Origin of the sequence: Azospirillum sp. TSH58, assembly GCF_003119115.1 — a bacterium.
Lineage (GTDB): Bacteria > Pseudomonadota > Alphaproteobacteria > Azospirillales > Azospirillaceae > Azospirillum.
In genome coordinates this window covers 163206-182259 of record NZ_CP022363.1, presented here as the reverse complement: position 1 = coordinate 182259, position 19054 = coordinate 163206, and the positions used below count along the sequence as shown (strand labels likewise).

The window sequence follows — 19054 nt, the reverse complement described above, 5'->3', positions numbered from 1 at the left end:
AACGAATAGAGTTGTCTTCGTCAAAGGATTTGCCATTAAAAAGAAGTGCGGTGACTTTTATCGTTTCGGAACGTCTTATCCATCAGGCATGAGACAATCGGCGCGCGCTGCTCGTGCAGGAAAAAATGGCCGCCGGGAAGCGGGCGCAGTGTGAAGCCCGCCCCAGCCAGCCGTTCCCACCCGGCGACCTCGTCCACGGCAGCCTCGGTGTCCTCCGTTCCGGCGAAGGCCAGGATGGGCACCGCAAGCGGCGGGGGATCATGGTCATGGAAGGCCTCGGACATGGCGAAATCGGCCCGCAGCATGGGCAGCATCAGCTCCATCAGGTCGTCGCAGGCCAGAACCTCCGGCGGGGTGCCGCCCAGCGCGGCGAGGCGGGCGCGGAACGCCGCATCGTCCAGGCCCCGGGTGGATGGCCGCCGCGACGTCCGATGCGGCGCCCGGCGCCCCGACACGGCGAGCAGGGCGGGCGGGCGCCCCTGCGCCGTCAGGGCGCGGGCGGCGGCGTAGGCCAGGGCCGCGCCCAGCGAATGGCCGAACAGGACCAGCGGGCGGTCCCCCAGCGGGGCCAGCGCGGCCAGGATGGCGGGCAGGGCGTCCTCCACCCGATGCAGCGGCGGCTCGCCGATGCGGGTTTCCCGACCCGGCAGGCGCACGGCCAGCAACTCCGTGTCCGGCCCGACCTCCGGCGCCCAGTCCCGGAAGACGGCGGCTCCGGCTCCGGCGTAGGGGAAGCAGACCAGCCTGCGGCGCGGCTCCGCCACCGGGCGGAAGCCTTGCAGCCAGGAGGACGGGGGCGGGGCCATCATGCCGGCTCCAGTGCGAACAGGTGACGGTGATCGTGGCCTTCCTCGATGCGGCCCTCGTTCATGTGATAGACACGGTCGGCGAGGCCGAACCAGCGCTCGTCATGGGTCACGCAGATGACGATCTTGCCCCGGGCCTTCAGCTCGGGCAGCAGCTCCTCATAGAAGACGCGGCGGAAATGCGGGTCCTGGTCGGCGGCCCATTCGTCCAGCACGATGACCGGCTTGTCCTCCAGCTGCGCGACCACCAGGGCGAGGCGCTTGCGCTGGCCGGTGGACAGGGCGACCGTGCTGAAGCCGCCGTCCGCGACCGTCACCTTGTCCTGCATCTCCAGCCGCTCCAGCAGGGCGCGGACGCGCGCCGGGTCGGGGTCGGCCACGCCGTAGAGGCGGCGCGACAGGTGATAGTCGGAGAAGATGGCCGAGATCGTGTCGCGGTAGCTCTGCATCCGCTCCGCCGGCACCGGCTCCCCGTCGGCGAGGAGCCGGCCGCCTCCCAGCGGCATCAGGCCGGTCAGCAGGCGCAGCATGGTCGATTTGCCGGACCCGTTGCCGCCGGTGACGAAGGTGATCTCCCCCGCCCGGAACTCCGCGGACAGCGGCCCGACCGCGAACACCGGAGCGCCCTCGCCGTCGTGATAGGCGAAGCTGGCGTCCTTCAGCGCGATGCGGGAGGGCGGTCCGGGCAGACGGTCGGCGCCCTCGTCCGGGGCATCCCCGGCGGCGGCGCGCAGCCGTTCCTCCATCGCCTCGATGTTGGACAGGGCCATCTCGGTCTGGGCGACCAGCGGGGTGACGAAGGAGACGGTGCTGACCGGCCCGACGATGAACAGCGCCGCCGTGGTCGCCGCCACCACCACCTCGTGATAGCCGGTGGTGAAGAGCGGCACGACGAAGACCATCATGCCGATCAGCGTGTAGAACATCGCCTCGACCAGCGCGAAGTTGCGGCCCCACTGCGCCTTCATGTCCACATTCACCGCCCGCGCCCGGGACGAGGCGTCGGCGAGGTCGCGGATCAGCCCGTCGCCGCGGCGGCGGTTCATCCGCACCTCCTTGAAGCCGCGCAGAAGGTCGGTCAGCCCGTCGAAGACGCGCGCCTCCGCCGCCGCGGCCTCCCTCATGCTGAGGCGCAGGCGCTGCACCCGCGCGACCTTCACCGCCACCGCGATCCCGGCGAAGGCGAAGGCCATCACGCAGGCCAGCGGCGACAGCCAGGCCAGATAGACCGCCAGGAAGACCAGCATCACCGCCTGCTGCCCGCCGATCGCCAGAAGCGGCAGGGTCTGGGCCAGCGTCTGGGTGTCCTGGGTCAGCACGCCGTGCAGCGACGCCCGCCCGATGCGGTCCACGGTCACGAGGTCGGCGCGGCGCACCAGATCGAACAGGCGCAGCCGGATCTTGTGGATCAGCCGCTCGGCGTCCTGGGACGCGGTGACCAGCGCGTAATTGTGGGTCACCCCGAACAGGGTCACCGTGACCGCGTACATCACCAGAAGCCGCGGGCTGATGATGCCCTTGGCGGCGTCCTTGGCGGCGGCGTCGACCAGCCAGAGCAGCGCCGCGGTCGCGATCGCCGACAGGACGTTCATCAGGGCGAGCGTGCGCAGATTCTCCGGAAGCTCGCGCAGGACGATGGCGGCCAGCCTCATGCCACGCCCTCCACCGCGAGGGTCAGCTCGGTCAGGTGGCCTTCCTCCATGTGCAGGCGGCGGTCGGCGACGTCGAAGTAATGGTCGTCGTGGGTCACCGCCACGATGGTCAGGCCGCGCCGTTTCAACTCCGGCACGATTTCCCGGTAGAACTTGAAGCGGAAATGCGGGTCCTGATCGGCGGCCCATTCGTCGAGGATCAGGATCGGCGCCTTTTCCAGGATCGCCGCGACGAGGCCCAGCCGCTTGCGCTGCCCGGCGGACAGGTCGCGCCGCCCGAAGCGGTCGCCCTCCAGCGCGGTGACCCGCTCCATCTCCATCCAGCGCATCAGGTCGGCGGCCACCACAGGGTTGAGGGCGTCCTGGCCGTAAAGCCGGGCGAACAGGTGGAAGTCGGCGAAGACGGTCGCCATCAGCTCGCGGTAGGCGGCGATGCGCTGCGGCCCGACCGGCACGCCATCCACCGTGATCCGCCCGCGCAGCGGGTGGTAGAGGCCGGTCAGCAGCTTGATGAAGGTCGATTTGCCCGACCCGTTGCCGCCGGTGATGAAGATCACCTCGCCGCGCCGGATGGTCAGGTCGAAGGGGCCGACCGCGAAGGGCGGCTCGCCCGGCGGGGCGGGGAAGGCGAACTCCACCCCCTCCAGCCTCACTTCGGCGAAGTTGATCGGCACCGGCAGGGCGGGGCCATCGCTCCCGGCCTCCGCCAGCTCGGCGAGCCGGCCTTCCAGAGCCATCATGCGCCCGGCGGCGGCCTCGGCGGCGCTCATCACCGCCAGCGACTGCATCAACCCGAAGACCGGGGCCGACATGAAGAAGATGGCGGCGGTGATCTTCACCAGCTCCGCCGAGATGGCGCTGGAGTAGGTCGGCACCACGAAGACGACCACGCCCAGCATCAGGTTGAAGGCGCATTCGCCGAACACGAACTGCTGCCAGGTGTGCAGATGAACCTCGCCGCGCGCCGTGGTGGTGCGGCCGGACACGGCGCCGAAGGCGGCGTTGAGGTCGTGGCTGCGGGCGCTGTTCAGCCGCTGCTCCTTGAACCCGTCGAACAGGTCCGACACGCCTTCGAACAGGGCGGCCTCCTCGGCCATCATGGCGCGCTGCCGTTCCTCCAGCGCGCGGCCCAGCCGGATGTAGAACCATGTCCCGGCGCCCAGCAGCCCGCCGATCAGCAGGAAGGCGACCGGCGAGATGGTGGCGATGTAGAGCAGGATCGTCCCGGTCAGCAGGACCGAGCGCACCGTCAGCGCCAGGAACTGAGAGTTCTGCGAGATGAGCTGGCTGCTCTGCGTCACGCTTTCGAACAGCGGGGTCTGGCCGAAGCGTTCCAGCTTCCACAGGTCGGCGCGGCGGATCTGGTCGAGCAGCCGCATGCGCAGCGTGTCCACCACCTCCTCGGCGTCCGCCGACAGGTGGGCGACCATGCGGCCTTCCACGAGCATGTAGAGGAGGACGCTGACGACGAAGGCGGCGGCCAGCGGCACATTCACGAAATCGGCCTTCTCCGCGGCGATCTCTTCCGCCCCGCGGTTCACCAGGGCGAGCACCAGCGTGGAGAAGAGGGCCGACCCCAGCGCGTAGAGAACCAGCCGGCGCAGCGGCGCCGGTCCCAGCCGTCCCAGCAGGCGGAGAAGGTTCATCGCGCTGAATCCTGCGGTGCGCCATCCTGTGGTGCGCCATCCTGCGGGGCGCCGTCATCGATGCGGATGCGCAGCGCGTGGCGGTCCGGGTCGGCGAAGGCGCCGCGTCCGTGGAGCGCCTCGTGATTGTTCATCGCCAGCAGGCTGTCGGACTCCATGAAGGTCTCCAGCCGCCGGGCCGGGTTGTCCAGCTCCGCCTGGAGGATGGCAAGCGCGCGGCGGGCCTCCGGCGTGTCGTGCTCCGGTCGGGCGGCCAGCCCGCGGCGCAGCGTGTCGGTGCGGAAGCGGATGAGCGGGCGGTCGCCGAAGACGGTGGCGAAGGTCACCTCGACCGCGTCGCGCGACCCGGTGCGGGTGAAGGTGGCGGGGATGCGGAAGGGCAGGGCCGTCCGCGACAGCAGGTCCAGCGCCCAGCGTCCCTCGTCGCTGCCGGCCAGGGCCTCGCGGACGCAGCGGGCGTCGCGCAGGCTGGACCGCCCGCCGCCGCAGGCCGCCGCCTTGGCGAAATAGAGCAGCATGTAGCGTTCGGGATTCGGGAAATACTGGGTGTCGGTGTGGAAGTCGGCCTCGTCGGCGTGCTCGGAGAAGGTGGAGGCGCCGCCGTTGCGGACCAACTCGGGCCGGAGCTTGATGTCCCACACCACCTTGCGGTCGATCCGGTCGGTCGCGGTCGGCGCGCCGATGCACACCGCCAGCGCGTAGAGCAGGCGGCGCCGGGTGTCGAGGTCGTGGCGGCCGAGATGGGCGCGGCGGATCAGCACGCCGCTGTGGCTGATCTCCAGCCGGTCGCGGATCGCCGTGGCCAGGGCGGACAGGCCGGGTGCCGCCTCCGCCAGTTCGCCGCGCAACTCGGCCTCCCGCCCGTCCGGGACGAGGGCGGCGGCGTCGCTCTCCGCCCCGTGGCGGGCGGCCAGGACGGCCAGCACGCGCGCCGTCTCGGCGTCGGCCAACGGTTCCACGGTGAACTCCCCGGTGCGGAAACCGATGTCGTGGACGTGGGTCAGCATGGTGGCTCCGGAGGCGTTCATCGGGTGAAGAGGTCCGCGGCGGCGCGCAGCATGTCGGCCTGCCCGGCGCGGGGAACCGGCGGCCAGCCGAAGCCCATGCGGCCGAGCAGCCGTTGCGTGCGTTCGGAGGTCAGCTCCTGCCGCCGTCCGCGCGCCTGGGGCGAGCGTCCGCTGTAGAGGCCGAAGCCCTCCAGCGTCTGGGCCAGCGCGCCGTCCATGTCCGGCTCCGCGATGGCGCGCTCCAGCCGGTCGAGCAGCGTGTCGAAGCCGACCGCCCGCACCGCACCCTCCATGCCCGCCGCCGAGGTGACGAAGTCGGCCAGAGTGTCGCGGCGGTGATTCTCGACATGGTGCGTCTCGTTGGCGAGGCCGGCGGCACCGGCCAGCAGCGCCACGGCGCGGGCCACGCGATCGACATGGCACAGCCAGACGTGCGAATCGTCGGGCACCACCCCCAGCCGCACGAAGGCGGCCAGTTGCCGGAAGAAGGCGTTGTCCCGCAGGTTCAGCTGCAACGGCCCGCCCTCCGCCGCGAAGACGACGTTGCCGACGCGGTGGATGCTGGCGTTGCGCAGATCGCCGCGCGCCGCCGTGACCAGCCGCTCCGCCTCCTGCTTGCTGCGGACGTAGTAGTTCTCGTCGAGCGTTTCCGGCACCGCGTCGTATTCGGTGACCAGCTTGAAGCCGTCTTCCGGCGCCTTGCCGGTGACCGACAGGGTGGAGATCAGGTGGAAGTCCGCCGGGTCGCCGCGCCGCGCGGCGGCGAGGTCGAGAAGCCGGCGGGTCGCCTCCACATTGTCGGCGTGGAACTCCGCGTAATGGCCGAAATGGTTGACGTTGGCGGCGCAGTGGAAGACCGCCCGCAGCCCCTCCGCCAGCGCGCCGTGCGCCGTGGGCGCGAGGCCCAGCCCGTCGCGGCGCAGGTCGCCGGCCCGGACGGTCAGGCGTGGATCGGCAATCAGCGCGGCGCCGTCGTCCGCTCCGAAATAGCCGGCCAGCACGCGGCCGAGCCGGGCGCGGGCGGCATCGTCGTCGCCCCCGCGGACCAGGGCGGTCACCCGCCGTGTCGGATCGGACAGAAGCTCCCGCAGCAGATAGGCGCCGAGATAGCCGGTGGCTCCTGTCAGCAGCGCCTCGCCATAATCGCGCCGCTGCGTCCCGTCGAAGGCGGCGTAGGCCGCGTTGCGCGCCTCGTAGGCTTGCTGCTGCTCGGCCAGCGCGCGGTCGCGGGCGGCGTCGAAGGCGGGCAGGGTCGCCTGATAGTCCCGCCAATGGGTGCGGACGGCGGTGATGACGCGGTGCAGATGGTCCGGCTGGGGCCGCAGGCGCAGCGCGAAGTCGGCGAGCACCGGCGCTTCGTAGAGGTCGTTGATCCTGCAGGCGAATTCGCGGCGCAGGCGGTTGACCACGGCGATCGCCCGCAGGCTGTCGCCGCCCAGCTCGAAGAAGCCGGCCTCGCGCCCCGGAACGGGCCGCTGAAGCTGCTCCGCCCAGAGGTCTGCCACCCTCTGCTCCACCGCGTTGCGCGGCGGGGTGTAGGCGGTGGAGGCGGCGCCTTCGGCCGGGGTGTGATCGGCCAGCGCCTGGAGCAGGGCCTTGCGGTCCACCTTGCCGGCCACGGTCACCGGGATCGCCGGCACCCGGATCACCGCCGCCGGCACCATGTAGGCGGGAAGCGCCGCCGCAGCATGGGCGGCCCAGGCGGTTTGGCTCGGCTCCGCGGCGTCCGGGGCGAGGCTGACGAAGGCCCACAGCGTCTGGGCACCGCCCGGCGCGGTGTCCACCAGCGCCACCGCCTGCTGCACGCCGGGATGGGCCTCCAGCCGGTGTTCGATCTCGCCCAGCTCCACGCGCTGGCCGCGCAGCTTCACCTGGCTGTCCGACCGTCCGAGGACCAGCAGTTCCCCGTTGGGCAGCCAGCGGCCGAGGTCGCCGGTGCGGTAGCGGCGGCCCTTCGGCGTCTCGACGAAGGCGGCGGCGGTCAGGTCGGGCCGGTTCAGGTAGCCGATGGCCAAGCCCATGCCGCTCAGCCAGACATGGCCGATGGCGCCGGGGGGAACCGGCTCGCCGTCCTCGTCCAGGATGTGGATGGCGGTGTTGGGCAGCGGGCGCCCGGCGCTCATCCACGGCGAGCCGGGGCACAGGATGCCGATGCTGGCCGCGGCGGTGTTCTCGGTCGGGCCGTAGCCGTTGATGTAGCGCAGCCGGGCCGCGTAGTGCAGGGCGTCGGCGGCGTTGGGCGGCTCGCCCACCGTCATCAGGATGCGCAGGGTCGGCAGGTCGGCCTGCTCGAACAGCCGCAGGTAGGAGGGCGGCAGCGTGGCAGAGGTGACGCCCAGCCGCTCCATCCTGGCGCGCAGCCCGGCGGTGTCGTCCATCTCGGCGCGGCGGATCGGCACGAGGGCGCCGCCCGTCGCCCAGGTCATCACGCAATCGGAGATCCAGGCGTCGAAGGAGGGGGAGGAGCTGAGGAGCGTCCGCTCGTCCGGCTGGACGCCCATCATCCGCGCCATCGACAGGCCGAGGTTCAGCAATCCGCCATGATGCAGCACGACGCCCTTCGGCACCCCGGTGGACCCCGAGGTGTGGATGATGTAGGCGGGATCGCCGGGCGCGCTGCGTTGTCCGGCCTCCGGCTCCTGGGCGTGGGCGGCGTGGAAGTCGTCGGTCAGGGATTCCGGGCGGAGGACGGCGTGGCCGGCCTGCGCCAGCGCGTCGGGAAGGGCGTGGCCGTCCAGCGCCACGATCACGCGGATGGCGGCGTCGCGAGCGATGAAGGCCAGCCGGTCCGCCGGCAGGTCGCGGGTCAGCGGCAGATAGGCGGCCCCGGCCTTCCAGATCGCCAGCACCGCTTCCGGCAGGGCGGGCGAGCGTTCGGTCAGGACGCCGACCGCGTCGCCGGTCCGCACGCCCTGCGCGAGCAGCGCGTGGGCCAGCGCGTTGGCGCGGGCGTTCATCGCGGCGTAGCTGGTTTCCCCGTCGTCGGTGACGAGGGCCGGGCGGCCCGGCTGCAAGCGCGCCAGCGCGGCGAACTGGTGGTGGAAGCAGGGAACCGGGTGCGGCATCGCCGGACCGCGCTCCCACGCGGCGAGCAGCGTTTCCTCGTCCGGCAGCAGGGCGGGCAGCGGGTCGCCCGGCGCCCGTCCCGGATCGGCGAGCCGCCGCGCCCATCCGGCCAAGGCCGCCGTCCAGGCCTGGGCGGTTTCCCGCTCGTAAAGGGCGGCGTTGGCGTAGAGCTGGAGGACCAGACCGCCGTCCGCCTGCCCCTCATGCACAAGGACGAGATCCTGGGCGGGGGCGCTGTGGCGCAGCTCGTAACGGATATCGCCGTCGTCGAGGGTGTCGATGGCCGCGAAGCGGAGCCCGTCGCACGGCGGGGCGGGCATCGCTGGATTTTCCGTCACCGCCAGATCGAACAGCGGGTAGCGGGCCGGATGAAGCGCCTGCGGCTGGCTGCGGCGGAACTGCTGGTGGATGCGGGCGAAGGGCTGGCGGCCATGGCGCAGCGCTTCCGCCAGATGGTCTTGCGTGGTCTTGACCGCCTGTTCCAGCGGCTCGCTCCGCTCCACCCGGAAGGGCACCGGCAGCATGTTGACGTAATAACCGACGACGCCCGCCTCCTCCGCCGTTTCGCGGGTGGAGGCGGCGGTCCCCATCAGGAACGCCGCGCGGCCGGTGCGGCGGCGCACCTCCCGTGCCATCAGCGTCATCATCAGGGCGTGCAGGCTGGCGCCGTTGCGCCGGGCGAGGGCGCGCAAGGCCTCCGCCACGTCCGGGGCGAGGCGGACGCGGTGGCAATGGCTTCCCTGGGCGGCGTCCACGCTGCGCACCGGTGGCCGGGGTTTATCAAGCGGCCACTCCTCGAAGGCGGCGGGGTCGATCCCGGCGAGCAGGCTTTGCCAATGCTCCGCGTCCGTCCGGGTGGCCTCGCCGGCGAGATAGCTTTCCTCCCGCGCGGCGGAACGGCCGAAGCCGGGGGCCCGGCCGGGCAGCGGCATCCCGCGCAGCAGCGCCGCGAGGTCGTCGGCCAGCAGGCCGAGCGACAGGCCGTCGCCGATGGAATGGTGCAGGGCCAGCCAGAACAGATCGCCGCTGCCGTCCGCCACCCGGACCAGCCCGGCCCGCCACAGCGGCGGGGCGGCCATGGCGAAGGGTTCGGTCTGGCGCGCCCGGATGCGCTCCAGCGCGGCGGCGCGGTCGGGGGCCGTCGCCAGGTTCAGCCCCGCGGTCGATGAATGGACGGTCCGGCGGAGCGTGCCGTCCTCATCCTCGCGGAAGCCGGTGCGCAGCGCCTCGTGCCGGTCCGCCAGGGCACTCCAAGCCTCCCGCCAGCGGTCATCGGCGGGAACATCGCCCTCCACCGCCAGCGTCAGGGGAATGATGAAGCCGCGGGTGTCCAGCCCGGCCTGCTCGGCCACCCAGAACTCCCGTTGGCCCTCCGTCGCGCGGTCGGATTCGGCGCCGGACAGGGGTTCCGTTGGCATGGCGGCGGCGAGGCGGGCGGCGAAGCCGCGCAGGGTCGGCTCGGTGAACAGATCGCGGGCGGAGACCGGACGCCCCAGCTCCGTCTCCAGCGCGTGGGCGACGGCGATGGCGAGCAGGCTGTGGCCGCCGAGCGCGAAGAAATTGTCGTCGCGCCAGACCGGGCCGCGGCCCAGCCGCTCCGCCCAGACGCGGGCGACGGTTTCCTCAAGCCGGCCCTGCGGTGCGATCCGCGCACCCTGCGGGGCGTGACCGGCGATCAGACCTTGCAGCGCCGCGCGGTCCACCTTGCCGGACGCCGTCACGGGCACCGTCTCCACCGCGATCACCCCCGCCGGGATCATCACCGCGGGCAGCCGGTCGGCCAGCCAGCCGCGCCAGGAGTCCTCCGCCGGGACCGGCTTGCCGGGGACGGGACGGACGAAGGCCCACAGGCTCTGCGCCGTTCCGGCCTTGCCCTGCACCACGGCCACCGCCTGCGCCACGTCCGGATGGCCGCCCAGCGCCTGCTCGATCTCGCCGAGTTCGATGCGGATGCCGTTCAGCTTCACCTGATCGTCGATGCGGCCCAGAACCTCCAGTTCGCCGTCGGCGCGCCAGCGCCCGAGGTCGCCGGAGCGGTAGAGCCGCCCGGCCCCCGTCCCGACGAAGGCCGCCGCCTCCTGCTCCGGACGGTTCAGATAGCCGCGGGCGAGGTTGGCGCCACCGAGCCAGATCTCTCCCACCGCCCCCGGCGGCACCGGACGGCCCGCCGCGTCGCGGATGTGGACCGAGGTGTTGGGCAACGGGCGGCCGACGGGCAGGAAGCCCCGGTCCTCCGCACCCAGCAGGCCCATGGCGCTGGTGATGGTGTTTTCGGTCGGGCCGTAGGCGTTGTAGTAGCGCAGCCGCCCGGCGTAGGTCCGCACGTCCGCCGCCAGCGGCGCCTCTCCCCCGGTCACCAGGATGCGCAGCGACGGCAGATCCGCCCCGTCGAACAGGCGCAGATAGGTCGGGGTGAGGTCGGCGACGGTCACCCGCTGCTCGGCGAGGAAGGCGATCAGGCGGGCCGGCGCGCTCAGCACCTCGTAGGGCACGGCGCAGAGCGCCGCCCCGGCGGCCAGCGGAACGCCGATGTCCGACAGCGACACGTCGAAGGAGGGGGAGGCGAACATCAGCGTCCGGTCCTCGGCGGTCAGGCCGAAGGTTTCCACGGCGCCCAGCACCATGTTCACATAGGCGCCGTGGCGGACCGGCGTGCCCTTGGGCCGGCCGGTGGAGCCGGAGGTGTAGAGGATGTAGGCGGTGTCCTCCGGCCCGGTCTCGTCCTCTGGATGGTGGGCTTGCGGGCGGTGGGCGTGCGCCGTGCGGAAATCGGCGGACAGCTCCTCCGGACGCAGAACGGGCAGGGCGGACAGCGCCTCGGGCACCGTGACGCCGTCCAGCGCCAGCAGCAGCGCCGCCCCGGCGTCCCCGGCGATGAAGGCCAGCCGCTCCGCCGGCAGGTCGGCGGCCAGCGGCAGATGGATCGCCCCCGCCTTCCACACGCCGAGCAGCGCGGCGGGCAGGGTGGCGGAGCGGCCGGTCAGCACGCCGACCACGGTCCCGCGCTCCGCTCCACGCTCCCGCAGGGCGTGGGCGATGGCGTTGGCCTCCGCCTCCACCGCGCGGTAGGTCAGAACGCGGTCGGCGCCGATGACCGCCGGGCGCCCGCCCTGGCCGGTGCCGGGACGGTCGATCAGCCGCTCGAACAGCGCGTGGAAGGGCAGCGCCGGGCGCTCCACCGCCGGTCCGTGCTCCCACGCCGCGAGGGTGGCTTCCTCCTCCGGCAGCAGGGCGGGTGGCGTGCTTTCGGCGCGGGCGGCGTCGCCGCCGAGCCAGCGCGCCCAGCCGGCCAGCGCCTCGAACCAGCGCTCCGCCGTGTCCTTGGCGTAGAGCGCGGCGTTGACGTGCCATTGCAGCAGCAGCCCGCCGTCGGCAAGCCGTTCATGGATGAGCACCATGTCCTGGCCCGGCGAATGGCCGGTGCGTTCGTAGGCCAGCCCCTGGTGATCGGGACGGGCGAAGCGCAGCGGGCCGGCGGCGGAGGCGCCCTGCGGATTCTCCGTCACCGCGATGTCGAACAGCGGGTAGCGCGCCGGGTCGCGGTGTTGCGGGTGCTCCGCCCAGAAGCCGTGGCAGATCCGCGCGAAGGGCAGGCGGGCGTGCAGCAGCGCCCCGGCCAGAGCCGCCTGGGTGGCGCGCAGCTCCGCCCCGAAGGGGGCGTCGGCGGCGGGGCGGAGGGCCAGCGGCAGCATGGTCACGCCGTAGCCGACGACGCGCATGTCCTCGGCGGTTTCCCGGATGTCCCCGGTGGTGCCGATGGTGACGGCCCCGCGCCCGGTGCGCCGCCGGGCCTCGCGCGCCAGCAGGGTCAGCAGGACGGCGTGCAGGCTGGCCTCATGCCGGCGGGCGACGGCCTTCAGCCCGGCGGCGGTGGCCGGGTCCAGCCGCAGTTCGAAGCGATGGCTGCCGGGGGCGGCTCCGGCGGCGCGCGGCGTGTCGAGCGGCCAGTCGTCGAACGCCTCGGCGGGCAGGGCGGACAGCTGTTCCCGCCAATGGGCCTCGTCAGCAACGCAATCCGGGCCGTCCAGATAGCGCCGCTCGCGGGCGGCCAGGGAAGCGTGGCGGGTGGACAGGGGCGGCAGGCGCTCACCGGCCAGAAGGGCGGCCAATTCCTCCAGCAGGATGCCGACCGAGCGCCCGTCGCCGATGGAGTGGTGAATCGCCATCCAGAACAGAGGCGCGCCGTCGTCCGCCGTCGTCACCAGCCCGGCCCGCCACAGCGGCGCCACGGACACGGTGAAGGGCTCTCCCTGGCGGGCGCGGATGTGGGCGAGCGCCGCGGCGCGGCCGGTCTGCGTGGACAGCTCCAGCGCACCATCGACGGAGGCCGCGACGCGGCGGCGCAGGCGCCCCTCCGCGTCCTCCGCGAAGCACGTGCGCAACGCCTCGTGCCGCTCGACGAGCGCCGTCCAGGCGTCCGACCAGCGGTCCGGGTCCGGCAGGTCGCCCTCCACGGCGCGGATCACCGGGATGATGAAGGGCCGCGTGTCCAGCCCCGCCGCTTCGGCCACCCGGAACTCCCGTTCCCCTTCGGTGGCGAGGTCGGAATCGCCGGCGTCGGCCTGAGGCGCGTCCGCGTCGCGCAGTTCCGCCACCTTGCGGGCGAAGCCGGCCAGGGTCGGGGCGGCGAACAGGGCGCGCGCCGGGACGGTCGTGCCCAGCTCCTGCGACAGCCGGTGGGCGATGGTCACCGCCAGCAGGCTGTTGCCGCCGAGCGCGAAGAAATTGTCGCCGCGCGCGACCTCCTCGCCCAGCAGACCGCTCCACAGGGCGGCGATGCGGCTTTCGAGTCCATCCCGCGGCGCCTGCCGCTCCGCCGTGGCGGCGTGGCTATGGGAGTGGGCGAGGCGGAGCAGGGCGTCGCGGTCGATCTTGCCCGCCGGCGTCAGGGGGACGACGTCCACCGCCGTCACGCTGGCCGGGACCATGAAGGCGGGCAGGCGGTCGGCCAGGAAGGCGCGCCACGCCTCCTCGTCGGGCAGGGTGGCGCCGTCCTTGGCGCGGACGAAGGCGCGCAGGGCCTTGGTGCCTTCGGCCGCGGCGTCCACCAGGACGACGGCCTGCGCGGCGGCGGGGTGGGCCAGCAGGTCCTGCTCGATCTCGGCAAGCTCGACGCGCTGGCCGTGCAGCTTCACCTGATGGTCGATGCGGCCGCACAGGATCAGTTGCCCCTCCGCCGACCAGCGGCCGAGGTCGCCGGTGCGGTAGAAGCGGCCCTCCGCCGTCTCGACAAAGGAGCGGGCGGTCAATTCCGGGTTGTTGAGATAGCCGCGGGCGAGCCCCACCCCGCCCAGCCACAGCTCCCCCGGCAGGCCGGGCGGCACCGGCGTGCCGTCCGGGCGGCGCAGCGTGACGCGGCCATTGGGCAGCGGGCGCCCGGCGGGCACCGGGCCGCCGCGTCCGCTGTCCGGCAGGATGCGGCCCATGGACGCGAGGATGCTCGCCTCGGTAGGGCCGTAGGCGTTCCAGAAGGCCAGATCGGCGGCGTGGCGGCGGGCGTCGTCGGCGTTCGGCGCCTCCCCGCCGGTCAGCAGGACGCGCAGGCCGCGGAACGGCTTCTCCTGGCTGACCCGCAGATAGGAGGGGGCGTGGAAGGCCACGGTGACGCCCAGCTCCGCATAGGCGTCCTTCAGCGCCCAGGGATCGTCGCGCAGGTCCGGCGGCACCGGCACCAGCGCCATGCCGTGCAGCAGCGCCAGCCCGAGTTCCCACAGCGAGGCGTCGAATCCCGGCGTCGCGGCCAGCGCCATGCGGTCGTCGGCCCGCAGGCCGACCGTCTCTCCGGTGGCCAGCGCGGCGTTGATGAAGCCGTCGTGACGGACCGCGACGCCCTTCGGATGCCCGGTCGTGCCGGAGGTGTAGATGATGTAGGCGAGGTCGTCCGGCGCCCCGGCCACGGCGGTCCGTTCGGCGGGGCCTTCGAGGATGTCCGGGCGGATCAGCGTCGGCACGGCCTCTGCCAGGGCGGGAGGGACCGGCAGGCCGTCCAGCGCGATCAGCAGCCGGACCCCCGCGTCGCGGACCATGTAGGCCATGCGCTCCGGCGGCAGGTCGTGGGCCAGCGGCAGGTAGGCCGCCCCGGCCTTCCACACGCCGAGCACCGCCGCGGGCAGGTCCGGGGCGCAGCCGGTCAGCACCGCCACGGCCTCCTCCCGCGTCACGCCGCAGCGGAGCAGGGCGGTGGCGATGCGGTCGGCGTCCCGGTTCAACTCGCCGTAGCGGCGCAGGCCGGCACGGGTGACCACGGCGGGGCGGTCCGGCTGGCGGGCGGCGATCTCCTCGAACAGCTCATGGGCGCGGCGGGCCGGGCGGGGACGCTCCTCCCCATGCTCCCAGCGTTCCAGAAGGACCGCCTCTTCCGGCAGCAGGGCGGGCAGCGGCGATTCCAGCAGCGCCGGATCGGCGGCCAGCCAGCGCGCCCAGGCGGCGAAGCCGGCCAGCCAGGAGCGCGCGGTGGCCTCCGCGTAGACGTCCGGATTCCACAGCAGGGCGAGTTCCAGCCCCTCGCCGTCCTCCGCCGTCACCGGCTCGTGGCTGAAGGCGAGGTCGAGCCCGGCGGCGGGGTGGGCGAGGGCGCCGGGCAGGCGACGCGGGGCCAGCGACAGGCCGCTGGCCGGATCGCCGCTGGTCCGCGGCGGGTTGGCGGTCAGCGCCACCGAGAAGAGGTTGGGACGGGCGGGCGGCAGCGCTCCGGGGCGGCGTTGACGGAACTCCCGCTGGATCAGGTTGGCGGGCAGGCCGGCGTGCCCGACCGCCTCGGTCAGAGCGTCCTGGGTGGCGCGGATCTGCCCGGTCAGTGGGGCCGTGGCGCCGGGCAGGACGACCGGCACGAGATTGACGAAATGCCCAACGGCGTCGTCAGCCCCCGCGGGGCGCAGCGAAACGCCGGTGCCCAGGATCAGGTCGGCCCGTCCGCCGCGCCGCCGCGTCTCCGCCGCGAGGATCGCCAGCAGCAGGCCGTGCAGGCCGACGCCCTGCGCCTTCGCGATGGTGGTGAGGGCCGCGGTGGTCGCGGCGTCCAGCCGTTCCGCCAGGGGCGGGGCGGAGCGTCCGCCGGGTGTGGTGGGGCGGGGCTGGTCGAGCGGAAGCTCCTCGAACGCCTCAAGCGGCAGGGCGTCCAGCGTGGACCGCCAGAAGGCGCGGTCCTGCTCCGCCCGGTCGGAACGGAGGTGGCGCGCCTCGTCCCGCGCGGCCAGAGCCATGCCGTGCGGCGCCGGAGGCAAGGCGTGGCCCAGCAGCAGGGCCAGGACATCCTCCTGCACCGTCCGGGCGGACTGGCCGTCCACCACCGCGTGGTGCAGCACGAACCAGAACAGCGTCTCGTTGCCGGACTCGATGACCATCAGGCCGGCGCGGGCCAGCGGCGCCTTGGTCAGGGCGAAGGGCGTCCCGGCATAGCCGGCGATCAACTCCCGCGCCTCCTCCGGGAGGTGGCAGCGGTCGATGGAAAAGCCGGCGGCGGGCGGCAGGTCGGCGGCGGGGACCGTGCGCCAGCGCACCCGCCCGTTGGCGTCGGCGCCGGCATCGTCCTCGAAGGCGGTGCGCAGGGCCGGGTGGCGCTCCAGCAGGGCGGCCCAGGCGGCGCGCCAGCGCTCCACCCCCGGAACCGGACCGCGCACCGATAGGACGCGCACGACGTGCGACCCGGCGGCGGCGAGGCCGAGCTTGGCGGCGACCCAGAAATCCTCCTGCCCGGCGGTGGCGGGGCCATTGGTCAGGTCTGGCGGAGCGGCGTCCTCGTCCCTCTCGTCCGCGATGCGGCGGGCCAGCGCCTCCACCGTCTGGGCGGCCAGGATCACCGGCACCGCCACCGGATGGCCGAGCGCGTGCAGGCGCTGGCCCACCGCGATGGCGAGCAGGCTGGTGCCGCCGATGGCGAAGAACGGGTCGTCCCGCATCACCGGGCGGGTGTCCAGCACCTCTTCCCAGACCGCGGCGATGGCCTGCTCCAGATCGCCCTGCGGCGGCGTTCCGCCCGAGCCGCGTGCCGCGGCCAGGACCTCATCGGCGAGCGCCAGCAGGGCGCGGCGGTCGGTCTTGCCGGCGGAGCTGATCGGCATCCGCGCCACCGCCTTCACCCGCGCCGGCACCATGTAGGTGGGCAGGCTGCGGCCGAGATAGGCGCGCCAGTCTTCTCCTTGCGCGGCCTCCGGGTCGGCGCTCTCGACGATGGCGGTCAGGCGGCCCTGGTGCTGAAGGGCGGCGGCGCGGCTGACCAGCGGGTGGCGCAGCAGCGTCCGCTCGATCTCGCCCAGCGACACCGACTGGCCGGACACCTTCACCATGTCGTCGGCGCGGCCCAGCGTCTCCAGGTCGCCGTTTTCGTTCCAGCGCCCCAGGTCGTGCGTGCGGTAGGCGCGCCCGAAGCGCGTCCCGACGAAATTCTCCGCCGACAGCTCCGGCTGGTTCAGGTAGCCGCGCGAGACGCCCCGCCCGACGACGTGGATCTCGCCGACCTCACCATCGGGGACCTCGTTGCCGTGGCGGTCCAGCAGATGGACGGCGTTGTTGGTGAAGGGCCGCCCGCTGGGCAGCGGGCCGTCGCCGTGGGGATTCACCTTGTGCATGCAGATGGTGCCGCAGACCTCGGTGGCGCCGTGCATGTTCCAGTAGTCGAGGTGACGGGCGTAATGCCGCGCGTCGTCGGGGTTCGGCCGCTCCCCGGCGGTCAGGATCATGCGGAGGCCCGCCGGCACCGCTCCGCGCAGAAGCCGCAGGTAGGAGGGGGTGAACAGGGCGATGGTCACACCCAGCCGGGCCATGTGGTCGAGCAGCCGCGCCGGATCGTCGATCAGCGCGCGCGAGGCCGGGACATAGGCGGCCCCGGAGAGCAGCGGCAGGCACAGCTCACGGAATCCCAGGATGAAGCCGGGGGAGGTGGACAGCAGCACCCGGTCGCCCGGCCCGACGTCCTGCGCCTCCGTGTGGCCGAGCGCCAGATTCACGCAGGCGTCGTGCTGGATCAGCACGCCCTTCGGCTGGCCGGTGGAGCCGGAGGTGAAGAGGATGACCGCCAGCCCATCGGCCGGGCCGGGCCGGTTCGGGCGTTCCGCGGATCTTGCGAGGCTGTCGCCATCCAGAGCCTCGGGGCGCAGTACCGCGTCCGGCCGCTCCACCCGGACGTTGGCGGACAGGGCATCGGCCAGCGCGTCCGGCGGGGCGAGGCCGTCCAGAGCGATCAGCAGCCGCATCCCCGATTGCCGGGCCATGTTGCCCAGCCGCTCCGGCGGCAGGTCGGCGACCATCGGCACATAGACCCCACCCGCCTTGAGAATGCCGAGGAACGCCTGCGGCAGATGGCCCGACCGCTCCGCCAGAACGCCGACCGGCTCCTCCCTGTCCAGCCCGAGCGCCAGCAGAGCGTGGGCCAGCGCGTTGGCCGCTCCGTCCAGCCCGGCGTAGTCGAGGATGCCGTCCTCCGTCACCACCGCCGGGGCGGTGGGGTGCCGGTCCACAAGCCGTTCGAATCCCTCATGCACACGAAGATCGGGCCAGAGTCTGACCGGTCCGAAACTGTTGGAGAGATGAAGGCGGTCGTTGGGGAGGTGCGGCGTGGTGTCGGGCATCGAAATCCCCACAATTCCTTCGGCGTTGCAATGATCCGACGGGAAAATTCGCGGCGAATTTTTACAGAAACGTCATATGCGTCCCCAAAAGGGATTAGGCCGCCAAAAATACGTCCTAAAGAGGGATTGTCAACGAATGATACAACTCATGGCGATTCTGACAAAAGGGAAAGCCGCATTACGGATATGGAACGGCTTTGAACACACCCGCGTGTGGTTATTCCGTTCCGGCCGACCTCGCTTCAGTCACGGCGGAGCGAATGGGCGCGACGGGGGCATCACAGGTTGCGGCGCCGGCCTGCGAGAACGGAATCCGTTCCGATCCTGTTGAGGAAAGGAGCGTTCACATCACCGGTGGAGGGATCGGATGAGCAAGGCGGAGTCCAAGAAGCAGCAGATGGCCGCCGGCGCGGCGCTGGCCGCCAAGCGCGGGGAGCAGCCGGAATCCAGCCTGCGCGGCGCCTCGAAGGACATGGCCAAGTCGATGAGCGAAAAGGAGCTGCGGGAGATGGCGTCCGCGAAGCGCAAGGACCTGCCCACCCGCAGTTCGAAGGACGATGCGAAGGATTGAGGGTCGTCCGCTACGGGGAAACTGACGGGGGCGACCCCGTCAGTTCTGTTCCTGCGGGCGGAAGGTGGCGACGCGGTAGGCGTACCAGGCGGCGATGGCGGCGATGACCAGCTTGGCCACCGGGTCCATCCATCCCGCGACCTTGTCGTACTGGCCTTCCAGCAGATAGCCCGCGCCGGCCAGGACCAGCGACCACAGCGCCGTTCCGATGGTCGAATAGACCAGAAAGCGGGTCAGCCCCATCCCGGCGATTCCCGCGGGAACGGAGATCAGCGTGCGCACCGCCGGGATCAGGCGGCCGATCAGCACCGACGCCGCGCTGTGCCGGCGGAACCAGCCCGTCGCCTCGTCAACCTGCGCGGGTGCCACCGTCAGCCAGCGGCCATGCCGGGCGGCCAGCCGCTTCAGCCGCTCGCTGCCCAGCCACCGCCCGGCGTAGTACCAGAACAGCGCTCCCGCCACCGACCCCGCGCTGCCCGCCAGCACCACCAGCGGCAGGCTGAGATCCCCGCGGGCCGCGACGAAGCCGGCCAGCGGCATGATGAGTTCCGATGGAATGGGCGGAAAGACGTTCTCCAGCAGCATCAGAAGCGCGATGCCGGCGTAGCCGCCGCTCTCGACCATGTCTGCGATCCACTCGAACACGCGGTCCTCCGGTTCCGGTTCCCCTGGATAACCCGCCGGCACCGCGGGAGTTCACCGGCTCTCCCAAAGAGGGAGGGCGGGCCACACCATGGCCT

The 19054-nt window shown here is 72.7% G+C and carries 7 protein-coding genes; 1 reads left to right on the top strand and 6 read right to left on the bottom strand.

The genetic code is table 11. The features are described from left to right. Positions 1-35 precede the first annotated feature (35 nt). The 5 genes from TSH58p_RS00780 to TSH58p_RS00760 are packed head-to-tail and all read right to left on the bottom strand — an operon-like array spanning position 36 to position 17743. The gene (locus TSH58p_RS00780; RefSeq protein ID WP_109068403.1) at positions 36-809 is read right to left on the bottom strand and encodes a thioesterase II family protein; all 774 of its coding nucleotides are present in this window, start codon (positions 807-809) and stop codon (positions 36-38) included. Continuing rightward, positions 806-2458 (bottom strand): cyclic peptide export ABC transporter, encoded by a 1653-nt coding sequence (locus tag TSH58p_RS00775; RefSeq protein ID WP_109068404.1) that lies wholly within the window; start codon positions 2456-2458, stop codon positions 806-808. The genes TSH58p_RS00780 and TSH58p_RS00775 overlap by 4 nt, the downstream gene beginning before the upstream one ends. Further along, positions 2455-4104 carry an ATP-binding cassette domain-containing protein gene (locus TSH58p_RS00770; RefSeq protein WP_109068405.1) on the bottom strand — a complete coding sequence of 550 codons (1650 nt, stop codon included), beginning with the start codon at positions 4102-4104 and terminating at the stop codon, positions 2455-2457. Before TSH58p_RS00770 ends, TSH58p_RS00775 begins: the two co-directional genes overlap by 4 nt. Then, positions 4101-5132 (bottom strand): TauD/TfdA family dioxygenase, encoded by a 1032-nt coding sequence (locus TSH58p_RS00765; protein WP_109068406.1) that lies wholly within the window; start codon positions 5130-5132, stop codon positions 4101-4103. Before TSH58p_RS00765 ends, TSH58p_RS00770 begins: the two co-directional genes overlap by 4 nt. Further along, positions 5129-17743 (bottom strand): non-ribosomal peptide synthetase, encoded by a 12615-nt coding sequence (locus TSH58p_RS00760; protein ID WP_109068407.1) that lies wholly within the window; start codon positions 17741-17743, stop codon positions 5129-5131. Before TSH58p_RS00760 ends, TSH58p_RS00765 begins: the two co-directional genes overlap by 4 nt. Positions 17744-18110: 367 nt before the next feature. Here TSH58p_RS00760 and TSH58p_RS00755 point away from each other — a divergent pair, with 367 nt between their 5' ends. Continuing rightward, positions 18111-18314, top strand: a complete 204-nt coding sequence (locus TSH58p_RS00755) for a DUF3008 family protein (RefSeq protein ID WP_109068408.1) — start codon at positions 18111-18113, stop codon at positions 18312-18314. Between the two features lie 39 nt (positions 18315-18353). On the opposite strand, the gene TSH58p_RS00750 is transcribed toward TSH58p_RS00755, so the two are convergent. Then, entirely contained in the window at positions 18354-18959 is a 606-nt protein-coding gene (locus TSH58p_RS00750; RefSeq protein WP_109068409.1) for a DedA family protein, read from the bottom strand. Between the last annotated feature and the right edge of the window lie 95 nt (positions 18960-19054).